Origin of the sequence: Candidatus Pantoea gossypiicola (assembly GCF_008632075.1) — a bacterium.
GTDB classification, from domain to species: domain Bacteria; phylum Pseudomonadota; class Gammaproteobacteria; order Enterobacterales; family Enterobacteriaceae; genus Pantoea; species Pantoea gossypiicola.
Genome location: NZ_VWVM01000006.1, coordinates 278,052 through 288,985, shown reverse-complemented (window position 1 = coordinate 288,985; position 10,934 = coordinate 278,052). Strand labels below are relative to the sequence as shown.

Annotated in this window: 8 protein-coding genes; 1 reads left to right on the top strand and 7 read right to left on the bottom strand. The window is 54.2% G+C overall.

The genetic code is table 11. The features are described from left to right. Nucleotides 1-175: 175 nt before the first annotated feature. The 7 genes from F3I20_RS10590 to F3I20_RS10560 form a co-directional block, all read right to left on the bottom strand. Nucleotides 176-1,333 (bottom strand): MFS transporter, encoded by a 1,158-nt coding sequence (locus F3I20_RS10590; protein ID WP_150015231.1) that lies wholly within the window; start codon nt 1,331-1,333, stop codon nt 176-178. 318 nt (nt 1,334-1,651) lie between these two features. Then, nucleotides 1,652-2,944, bottom strand: coding sequence for a serine--tRNA ligase (gene serS, locus F3I20_RS10585; RefSeq protein WP_150015232.1), 1,293 nt, complete (start codon nt 2,942-2,944; stop codon nt 1,652-1,654). 92 nt (nt 2,945-3,036) lie between these two features. Further along, nucleotides 3,037-4,380, bottom strand: a complete 1,344-nt coding sequence (locus F3I20_RS10580) for a replication-associated recombination protein A (RefSeq protein WP_150015233.1) — start codon at nt 4,378-4,380, stop codon at nt 3,037-3,039. Nucleotides 4,381-4,387: 7 nt separating this feature from the next. Continuing rightward, nucleotides 4,388-4,999, bottom strand: coding sequence for an outer membrane lipoprotein periplasmic chaperone LolA (gene lolA, locus F3I20_RS10575; RefSeq protein ID WP_150037158.1), 612 nt, complete (start codon nt 4,997-4,999; stop codon nt 4,388-4,390). Between the two features lie 177 nt (nt 5,000-5,176). Then, a complete protein-coding gene (locus tag F3I20_RS10570) occupies nt 5,177-8,812 on the bottom strand; it encodes a DNA translocase FtsK 4TM domain-containing protein (RefSeq protein WP_150037159.1) in 3,636 nt (1,211 codons plus the stop codon). A 118-nt stretch (nt 8,813-8,930) separates the two neighbouring features. Next, the gene (gene lrp / locus F3I20_RS10565; protein ID WP_006118610.1) at nt 8,931-9,425 is read right to left on the bottom strand and encodes a leucine-responsive transcriptional regulator Lrp; all 495 of its coding nucleotides are present in this window, start codon (nt 9,423-9,425) and stop codon (nt 8,931-8,933) included. Between the two features lie 175 nt (nt 9,426-9,600). Beyond that, on the bottom strand, nt 9,601-9,801 hold the full coding sequence (locus F3I20_RS10560) for a hypothetical protein (protein ID WP_150015235.1): 201 nt from the start codon (nt 9,799-9,801) through the stop codon (nt 9,601-9,603). Between the two features lie 144 nt (nt 9,802-9,945). Here F3I20_RS10560 and trxB point away from each other — a divergent pair, with 144 nt between their 5' ends. After that, entirely contained in the window at nt 9,946-10,914 is a 969-nt protein-coding gene (gene trxB / locus F3I20_RS10555) for a thioredoxin-disulfide reductase (RefSeq protein WP_013357303.1), read from the top strand. The last annotated feature ends 20 nt before the right edge of the window (nt 10,915-10,934 follow it).

The window sequence follows — 10,934 nt, the reverse complement described above, 5'->3', positions numbered from 1 at the left end:
CAACCTGCTCAACGACAGCCAGTTTAAAAGACAGAGAGTAATCGCGTTGTGTACGTTTAACATACTGTTTCATCACATTCTCCTGAAAACACCGGGTAAATGTGTCAACGCTATTCAGGACGGGTCATCGGTCACAAAAAAGGGAGCGTTAAGCTCCCTTTTTACTGTTCAGCCATCAGGCATGTGCCACTGGCGTCGCCTGCTGGTCCGCTTTACGCAGCAGCATCAGCATCAGCAGATAGATAAGCGCCACTGCGGCGATCATCACAAACAGCAGCCGGTCAGAATAGTTCTGCATCAGAACAGAGGTCATTACCGGTCCAGCCAGACTGCCAACGGTATAACTCATCAGCAGTGCCTGATTCATCGCAACCAGTTCATGATGTGCGACTGTCTCGCAAGCCCAGGACATCGCCACCGGATAGAGTGTGAAGCCTGCCAGCCCCAGAACAAACAGCGCTGGTGCCATTGCGGCATTGGTTAGCATGGCCATCGCACCCAGGATTACGACAAAGACCTGCACCCGCAGCACCAGCAAGCGGCCGAAACGATCGGCCAGGCGACCAATTGGCCACTGCCCGACAATACCTGCGCTGACCAGTAACGCCATCCAGTAGCCGACACTGGCATCACTCATTCCCTGATGCGACAGGTAAAGCGGCATCAGGCCATAAAGCGAGCCTAAAACGATACCGGAGATAATGCACCCATTGATGCCGAGCCGTGAACTGCGACGACGAAGCATCGGCCAGATGCGAGCCGGTGCCGCTTCAGCCGCTTCACCGGTGGCTGATACCCGTGTGAAGACCAGCGGCAGTACCGCGCAGAACACCAGCGAAGTGACCCAGGGTACCACGCTCAGCAATTCTGTTGAGAGGGTGCTGACCAGTAACTGACCGGTTACAGTGCCGAGATAATAAACGATCATATAGGCAGCCAGTAGCTGTCCACGATTGCGGACGGTTCCGCTACAGAGAAGTGCGCTTTCAACGACGACCCACATCAGTGCACAGCCTGTGCCCGCGACAAAACGAAGCGAACTCCATGCCCAGAAACCTTCCATCATTACCAGGCAAATCGTTGCCACGGCAAAGAGTCCGGTCGCCAGATAATAACTGCGATTAAACCCGTAATGCCTGATTAACCAGCCAGCCAGCAATGTACCAGCCAGATTGCCGGTGTAATAAGAGGAACTTACGATGCCCACCTGCCAGGTTGTCAGTAAGTCATGCGTCAGCCACAGTGGAACAAGCGTATTCAGCACGGCAATGGCGACAGTCATTAACATCAGGCCGCAAAGCAGCAGTATCACGGGGCGTGACCAGGTTGACATAGGAGATAAAAACCAGAGCAAAATGAAGGAAATTGCGCGCAGTTTGCCACTGGCTTTTTTAAAGTCAATGGGACGAAATTGACAGCAGCACATTTTGCTGTGGGACAATTTAATTTACTAATCTTCAGTGGGTTACAATTGTGTTAAGCGGTATGCTGCTGAGCGCTATCTCTATGAAAAACTGGATTTTTAAACGTTCCGGCTCACCTGGTATCGATAACGTTTATTTGTGAATAAATTCCGTCTCAATAAATCCTTTATTTCAAAAACAGGCATAAAAAAACCCGGCCATGGCCGGGTTTAAGAATGGTGAATCGCTTAGCCGATGACATCGACGCCATTCATGTATGGGCGTAAAACTTCAGGCACGGTGATGCGGCCATCTTCCTGCTGATAATTTTCCAGCACCGCGACCAGAGTACGGCCTACGGCCAGTCCTGAGCCATTCAGGGTATGAACCAGACGCGGTTTCTTTTCCTGTTTGTTGCGGTAACGCGCCTGCATACGACGCGCCTGGAAATCACCCATGTTGGAACAGGATGAAATTTCACGATAGGTATTCTGCGCTGGCAGCCAGACTTCCAGATCGTAGGTTTTGGTCGATCCAAAGCCCATATCGCCGGTACAGAGTAAAACCTTACGATATGGCAGATTCAGCAGCTGCAACACTTTCTCCGCATGACCTGTCAGCTCTTCCAGCGCATCCATTGACTGTTCCGGCGTGACAATCTGCACCATTTCAACTTTGTCGAATTGATGCATCCGGATCAGACCGCGTGTGTCACGGCCGTAAGAACCCGCTTCAGAACGGAAGCATGGCGTATGCGCGGTCAGTTTAACCGGCAGGCTATCCTCTTCCACGATCTCGTCGCGCATCAGGTTGGTCAGCGGCACTTCCGCGGTAGGAATCAACGCATAGTTGCTGCTGTCTGACTGTTCTTCCAGCGGACGGGTGTGGAACAGGTCTTCACCAAACTTAGGCAGCTGTCCGGTACCATAAAGCGTTTCGTGGTTTACCAGGTAAGGCACGTAGGTTTCAAGGTAGCCATGCTGCTCAGTGTGCAGGTCAATCATAAACTGACTCAGTGCACGGTGCAGGCGGGCAATCTGCCCCTGCATGACCACAAAGCGCGAACCGGTCAGTTTCACGGCAGCCGCAAAATCCAGACCTTTTGCCGCTTCACCCAGCTCAACGTGATCTTTAACCTGGAAACTGAATTCACGCGGAGTACCCCAGCGGCTCACTTCCTGGTTTTCGCTGTCATCTTTGCCCAGCGGCACTTCATCTGCCGGAATGTTCGGCAGCGCCAGCGCAAAGTCACGGATTTGATTCTGCAGTTCATCCAGTTCTGCTTTTGCGGTATCCAGGCGTTCGCCCAGCGCGTTCACTTCCTGACGCAGCGGCTCGATGTCTTCCCCACGTGCTTTGGCCTGACCGATGGATTTGGATCGGGAGTTACGCTCTGCCTGCAGATTTTCAGTTTCCACCTGCAGTACTTTGCGACGCTCTTCAAGCGAACGCAGCGTTTCCACATCCAGTTTGTATCCCCGGCGTGCCAGTTTTTCTGCGACTGCGTCTGGCTCGTTACGCAGCAGATTGGGATCGAGCATGCTTATCCTGTGTATAAAAAGTTGGTTGAAAGAAGGGACGCATTCCTGCGGAATGCGTTGAAAACATTGCCCACATTACCGTAACGTCTGTTTCAGCGGTAGCGTTTTGTCGGGCTATTTTGATCCTGCTCAGCGAGCCAGCTTAGCTTTTCACCAATCTTACCCTCAAGCCCGCGCTGGGTTGGGGTGTAATAACGTGTGCTCGCCAGTTCCTGCGGAAAATAGACTTCACCGGCGGCATAGGCATTGGTTTCGTCATGGGCATAACGATACTCTTTGCCAAGTCCCATCTCTTTCATCAGCTTAGTCGGCGCATTGCGCAGATGCTCAGGCACATCGTAATCGGGCTGGTCACGCGCATCACGCATTGCAGCCTTAAATGCGTTGTAGACCGCATTGCTTTTTGGCGCACAGGCCAGATAAACAATCGCCTGCGCAATCGCACGCTCCCCTTCTGCCGGCCCGACGCGCGTGAAGCAATCCCAGGCGGCAATCGCTACCTGCATACCGCGTGGGTCAGCATTGCCGACATCTTCTGAGGCGATAGCCAGCAACCGGCGTGCCACATAGAGCGGATCGCCACCTGCGGTAATAATGCGTGCATACCAGTAAAGCGCCGCATCGGGTGCCGAGCCGCGCACGGATTTGTGCAGAGCCGATATCAGATCGTAAAAGCGGTCGCCTTTGTTATCAAAACGCGCGGATCGTTCACCCGAGACTTCGTTGAGCAACTGCGGCGTCAGTTCACGCTGACCCGAAGCGGTGATTTCGGCCATATCCGCCATCATCTCCAGCGTGTTCAGCGCCCGGCGTGCATCGCCATTAACCAGTTCAGCGATCATCCTGCGCGTGTTGTCCGGCAGCACAATATCACTGTCGCCATACCCGCGTGTTTTGTCCTGCATCGCCTGATCCAGCACCTGCTCAATATCTTCCAGAGTCAGTGATTTAAGCAGATAGACGCGGGCGCGGGAGAGCAACGCGGAGTTAAGTTCAAAAGAGGGGTTTTCGGTGGTCGCGCCAATAAAGGTAATCGTGCCATCTTCGATATGTGGCAGAAAAGCATCCTGCTGGCTCTTGTTGAACCGATGGACCTCATCCACAAACAGGATGGTACGCCGCCCGGCATGTTTATTCTGGCGGGCACGCTCTATTGCCTCACGAATCTCTTTCACACCCGAAGTGACTGCTGAGATACGCTCCACATCAGCGTTACCATAATGCGCAATGATTTCAGCGAGTGTCGTCTTGCCGGTCCCGGGTGGTCCCCACAGGATCATCGAGTGCAGGTGCCCTGCCTCAATCGCGCGCGGCAGAGGTTTGCCCGCACCCAGCAAATGTTGCTGACCAATGTACTGTTTCAATGTTTCTGGCCGCATACGCGCGGCCAGAGGTTTGAAATTTTCGGTGGAAAAATCCAGGGACAGGTTACTCACCGTGACCTCACTGACGTTGGTCGTCCACCGTCACGCCTTTAGGCGGTGTGAACGTGAATTTATCCGGACTGATAGCGCCATTCTGCTGACTTTTCAGCTGGTAATCACTGCGCTGGCCATCCTGTTCGATAGCGCTGAAACGGTTAATGGTGCCGCTGGAGGTCACCTGAATGGTGAACTGTTTCAGGTTGCCATCACTGTTTTTGGGTGTCAGCTCGAAATTGTCACCCTGCTGTTTAATGTTGTACTGCTTCCAGTCATTCGACTGGTTGCGGGCAATCAGCATAAACGGCGTATTGCTGGTCGCATTCTGCAGCAGGCTAACGGTCGCCTGCTCAACAAATGGATTGTAGAACCACAGCGATTTACCGTCAGAGATGATGATGCTTTCGTCCGGCGCGGTCATGTGCCAGTTAAACAGGCTGGGACGTTTAACCCACAATTCGCCTTCACCATTCTGCACATTGGCACCGCTGCTGTCGGTCACTTTTTGCGTGAAGCTGGCGTGGAAGCTGCTGACCTTGTTCAGGCGCTGTTGCAGATCACTGGAAGCATCAGCCAGAACGCTGGCTGAAGAAAAGGTGGCCAACAGGCCCAGAGCGATTACGCGTAATTTCATCTGCTTCAATTCCTTATTTAAACGTTCCCATCGATAACTGCATTAAGCCTGGTCGCCGTTCCGCCATCAGAACAGAGGAATAAGCCGAAAGCTGATCCAGATATGGGGGTTAACCGCATAAAAACAATGAGCCAGTCGGAACTGGCTCATCAAGTAATGTTTCAAAACATTTAACCGCTACATATCGTGAGGCGGTGGCGACAGCACTTCACGGTTACCATTGTGTCCAGGTGCAGAGACGATGCCCTGAGCTTCCATCTGCTCAATGATACGTGCCGCGCGGTTATAGCCGATGCGGAACTGACGCTGAACGCCTGAAATCGAGGCACGGCGCTTATCAACCACAAAGCCCACAGCCTGATCGAACAGCGGATCAAGTTCTTCATCGCTATCAATCCCACCGGCACTCTCGCTCTCTTCGCCTGCCGTAATACTGTCGATATATTGCGGACGACCACGTGCTTTCCAGTCCTGAACCACCGCATGCACTTCCTGGTCACGCACAAAGGCACCGTGAACACGAACCGGCAGTGAGGAGTTTGGCGGCATGTAAAGCATGTCACCCATACCCAGCAGTGATTCCGCGCCGCCCTGATCGAGAATAGTACGTGAGTCTATCTTGCTCGAAACGGTAAAGGCGATACGTGTGGGGATGTTCGCTTTGATCAGGCCAGTAATGACATCCACGGATGGACGCTGTGTTGCCAGCACCAGATGGATACCCGCAGCACGGGCTTTCTGTGCCAGGCGCGCAATCAGCTCTTCAACCTTTTTCCCCACTGCCATGATCAGGTCAGCAAACTCATCGACCATCACCACGATATAAGGCAGTTTCTCCAGCACCGGCGGGGTCATATCCATGCTGTCGCCCGGTTTCCAGAACGGATCAGGAATCGGACGGCCCATCGCCTCGGCCTGCTCCACTTTTTCGTTGTAACCCGCCAGGTTACGTACACCCAGCGCCGACATCAGTTTATAGCGACGCTCCATTTCACCAACGCTCCAGCGCAGCGCATTGGCTGCATCCTTCATGTCGGTGACAACTTCGGTCAGCAGGTGCGGAATGCCTTCGTAGACCGACAGCTCCAGCATTTTCGGGTCGATCATAATGAAGCGAACTTCTTCCGGTGTCGCTTTGTAGAGCATGCTGATAATCATGGCATTCACGCCCACGGACTTACCGGAACCGGTAGTACCGGCAACGAGTAAGTGTGGCATTTTCGCCAGATCGGCCACGACAGGCTGACCGGCAATGTCTTTACCCAGCACGACGGCCAGTGGCGATGGATTGTCGCGGAATTTAGGGCAATCCAGGACTTCACGCAGATAGACGGTCTGACGATGTTTGTTTGGCAGTTCCAGACCCACATAAGGTTTGCCAGGGATCACTTCCACCACGCGAACTGCGACAGTCGAGAGTGATCGTGCCAGGTCGCGCGACAGGTTAGAGATACGTGCTGCTTTTACACCCGGTGCCAGGTCAAGCTCGAAACGGGTGATAACCGGGCCAGGCGAGATGCCAACCACTTCGGCTTTGACGCGATAATCGCCTAAGCGTGACTCCACCAGACGGGCAGTCTGCTCCAGCGAGAACATATCAACCGGCTCTTCCTCTTCAGGTGGCGCCGTCAGCAGATCCAGCGAAGGCAGTGGCGTGGACGGTTTCTCCAGTGGCTGCTCATGGCGCATCAGGAACGGGTGGATCAGGCTGTCATGCAATGAAGGTTTCGCTTCTTCGACTGGCTCAACGGCTGGCGCGCCATAAGACGGCGCAGAATAAGCCGGGGCCTGAGGCGACGCTGGTGCAGCATATGCAGGCGCAGACGGCGCGGCATAACCCGCTTCAGGCTCTGCTGGCCTACCATAAGCAGATGCAGAATAGGCCGGGGCCTGCGCTGCCGCTGGTGCATGATAAACAGGCTCTGCGGGTGCCGCAGGCGTCACTGGCGCACTATAGGCAGGTTCTGCCGGTGCAAAACGGGCAGGTGCAGGAACCTGAGCCGGTGCCTGATGGCTTGAGACCTCACTCACCTGCTGCCACGGTTCGTGTGAAGCCGCAGGTGCTTCCGGCTCCGGCGTCGCAGCAATGGTAAACAGCGGTTCAGACGGGCCGTCATCCACCAGATCTTTCATCGGTGAAAAATCGAACGCTGAGGCAGTATCAATATTCAATACCGGCTCGTTTCTCACTTCAGGTTCATAGCGCTGCTGTTGCTGCTCGGCGAACTGACGCGCCAGAGCATCCTGCTGCTGCGCATCCTGCTCATCTTCTTCGTCCTGCTGCCAGCTGGTGCCGTAACGCTGCTGCTGTTCAGACTGGAAGGCCTGACGCAGTTCAGCCTGCTGCAGTGCCTCTTCTGCATCAGGTGCAGTGGAAACCGACGTAGCCGGGGCCGCTTCACTCTCTTCCGCTTTTGCTTTCTCTTCAGCCATGCGTTGCGAAGGTAACTTAATGCCATAAGAGGCCAGCTCACGACGCGTAGGCAGTTTTACCGGATTAGGACGCGGCAGCGCCGGTCCGATACCCTGCTTAACCTGCGGGTTCAGATTGGTTTCAGGTGCCAGGTCGAAAACAGGCGCAGTGCGTGTGGCCGCCGTAGCGGCAGCGGTGATTGTTGCGGCCGCAGGGGCCGCTGATGTGTCACGCCAGTTACCCATTTTAGGGTCGTCATCATCATAAGCATTGAACGACGGCGCAGCCGGGGCTTCGTCTGGCATTTCAAAGTGGTAAAGCGGTGGTGAGGCCGCGGGTGCAGAAGCATTCTGCGCCGGCGTCGGAGCCGTCGTTGCACCATAGGATGCAGGGGTGCTCTGTGCAGAAGCTGGAGCAGGTTGTGCCGTCGGCGGTGCAGGCACTGCTGCTGACGCGGCAGGCACCGATGCAGTAAAGGCCGCTGCAGCAGGCACCGCGTTAACCGGTGCCGCAGGAGCGATGGTCACGTCTGCAGCTTCCGCAGTGGCGGCTACCGCTGCACTGGTTGCGGCCGCCGCTTTCGCCAGTAGCGGATCTTGCTGTGACGGCAGAGGCTGAGCGGCAGCACGTGGTGCCGAAAGCAGCACATCCTCTTCCTGATCGGCAGCACGCGGAGCAGATAGCAGCACGTCATCATCCTGATCGGCGGCATGCAGAGCAGGGACATCCGCATAATCTTGCCCCTCCCGCTCGTCATCTTCTTCCTGCCAGGGTTCATCGTGACGTGAACGGTTGCTGGCAAACGTCAGCACGCCCATGACAACGCCGCCGATTCTCTCTGCAATGGTAAGCCAGGACCAGCCGGTATACAGGGTTATTCCTGCCGCCCAGACGCAGAGCAGCATCAGCGTGCCGCCAGCCGGACTAAACCAGGGAGCAATAGCATTACTGACCAGGCTGCCAATCACGCCGCCCGAAGCAAAGTACCAGATATCATCCGCGTTCAGCGCTGCCATACCACAGGTCGTAACCACCAGCGCAAGAACACCAATTAAGCGTAATCCGACGGCAAAGTAGTCAAAATAGTCCTGGCTGTCGCGCTGACGGAAAGCAATCCAGCACAAGCCCAGGATGACGGGTGGAATGGCGTATGCCATCACACCAAAGATGAAGAGTAAGGTGTCAGCCAGCCAGGCACCGACGCTGCCGCCGATATTGTGGATAGGTTCATGCCAGGCCGTTTGCGACCAGCTCGGATCGGAAGGGTTAAAACTGACCAGTGAAACCATCAGGTAAATGGCAAACAGCGCCACCAGAATGAGCAACGCTTCCAGCAGACGACGTCCACTGCTCAGCGATTGTAACGAAACGTCTTTATCTTCTGTATATTCCTGGCTCAAGAGGACTCTCCAGGTGCCTGTAAAGTAAGAAGCAACAGCGTCGGGCAAGCCCGACGCTGTTCCTGTATGAATGCACAGGAGTGTACCGAAATCTCACAGGTTTTGCACCTGCCCCGCATCAGCGAGTTTTGATCACCAGTCGATTGCTCTGTTTGACCTCTTCCATCACCACATAAGTTCGCGTGTCGTTTACGCCCGGCAGGCGCAACAGGGTTTCACCCAGCAGCTTACGGTAGGCAGACATATCAGGTACGCGCGTTTTCAGCAGGTAGTCGAAATCACCAGAAACGAGGTGACACTCTTGAGTTTCCTCAAGTTTTTGCACAGCGGCGTTAAATTGCTCAAACACATCCGGCGCACCACGATTCAGAGTAATCTCAACGAATACCAGCAGAGAAGCATCCAGATAGTGCGGGTTTAACTGCGCGGTGTAACCAAGAATAAATCCCTGGCGTTCGAGACGGCGTACACGCTCAAGACATGGCGTAGGCGATAAGCCTACGCGTTTGGAAAGCTCTACGTTTGAAATACGACCATCTTTCTGAAGTTCATTCAGAATGTTCCTGTCAATTCTGTCGAGGTCTTTCCCGGGGCGTTTCTTATTGTCTACCATTATTATTGTCTCTCTTAATTCCTTCCCTTTACCTGCCACGCCCTGAAAACGCTCAATGTTCGGGGCATTTTTGAAGTGAGCTAACAGAGCCTGTGATCTGACACTTATCGATATGACGCATGTTGTCTGTCCACATCATGCGTCATTATCCATATCAGGCTGCTTTTATTCGGCGTTACACGCAAAACAGGCGAGGAAAACCTGTTTTGTTCCGATAAATGTTATTCGCTTCTGATAATGTTTTCGCAAAAGCGCAGGCGATTGTCAAAGTAAAATCACCAAATTCAGGACAAGATGCCAGACAGACCGCTGGGTATCTGTTTTTAAATGAGTATTTTTCCACTTCTGCACCCTTTAAAGCCGATTTTTGCCCCATTCTGGCGCATTGACCAGGCAAAACCGCCGCTCATCGTCTACGCCACTTGCAGCTATCGTTAACAAAATTGGCTAAGTCTTGTTATTGTCGCCGGATATTCCCTACAATCGCAGGCTATGTCAGCCGAATGAAACTGAGGAACGCATGAGTACGGCCAAACACAGTAAGTTACTCATTCTGGGCTCCGGCCCAGCGGGTTATACCGCAGCCGTTTATGCTGCACGCGCCAACCTGAACCCGGTGCTGATCACCGGTCTGGAAAAAGGCGGACAGCTCACCACGACTACTGAAGTGGAGAACTGGCCGGGCGACCCGCACGATCTGACAGGTCCATCGCTGATGGAGCGCATGCACGAGCATGCCGAAAAATTTAATACTGAGATCATTTTCGACCATATTCATACCGTTGATCTGCAGAACCGTCCGTTCACCCTCACTGGCGACAGCGGCGTATACACGGCAGATGCCCTGATCATTGCAACCGGTGCGTCAGCGCGTTACCTGGGTCTGCCGTCTGAAGAGGCGTTCAAGGGTAAAGGTGTCTCTGCCTGTGCAACCTGTGACGGTTTCTTCTATCGCAATCAGAAAGTCGCAGTGATTGGCGGGGGTAACACGGCCGTTGAAGAGGCGCTCTATCTGGCGAACATCGCGGCTGAAGTGCATCTGATTCACCGTCGTGACAGCTTCCGCGCAGAGAAGATCCTGATCGACCGCCTGATGGAAAAAGTGCGCAATGGCAATATCGTGCTGCACACCCATCGTACGCTGGAAGAAGTGACTGGCGATCAGATGGGCGTGACGGGTCTGACACTGCGTTCAACTCAGAACAGTGATGAAACAGAAGCGCTGGAGGTGGCAGGTCTGTTTGTTGCTATCGGACACAGCCCGAATACGGCTATTTTTGAAGGTCAGCTGGCGCTGGAGAACGGTTATATCAAAGTTCAGTCGGGTCTGCACGGCAACGCGACCCAGACCAGCATCCCTGGTGTCTTTGCGGCAGGCGATGTGATGGACCATATCTACCGTCAGGCGATCACCTCTGCGGGCACCGGCTGCATGGCCGCGTTAGACGCTGAGCGTTTTCTTGACGGGCTGGTTAAAAACGATCGGTAAGTTGTTAACCCTCTGATCTC

Bases quoted from the DNA above. Each gene is read 5' to 3' on its own strand.
- F3I20_RS10590 (WP_150015231.1), bottom strand. From the start codon at position 1,333: ATGTCAACCTGGTCACGCCCCGTGATACTGCTGCTTTGCGGCCTGATG.
- serS (WP_150015232.1), bottom strand. From the start codon at position 2,944: ATGCTCGATCCCAATCTGCTGCGTAACGAGCCAGACGCAGTCGCAGAA.
- lolA (WP_150037158.1), bottom strand. From the start codon at position 4,999: ATGAAATTACGCGTAATCGCTCTGGGCCTGTTGGCCACCTTTTCTTCA.
- lrp (WP_006118610.1), bottom strand. From the start codon at position 9,425: ATGGTAGACAATAAGAAACGCCCCGGGAAAGACCTCGACAGAATTGAC.
- F3I20_RS10560 (WP_150015235.1), bottom strand. From the start codon at position 9,801: ATGGGGCAAAAATCGGCTTTAAAGGGTGCAGAAGTGGAAAAATACTCA.
- trxB (WP_013357303.1), top strand. From the start codon at position 9,946: ATGAGTACGGCCAAACACAGTAAGTTACTCATTCTGGGCTCCGGCCCA.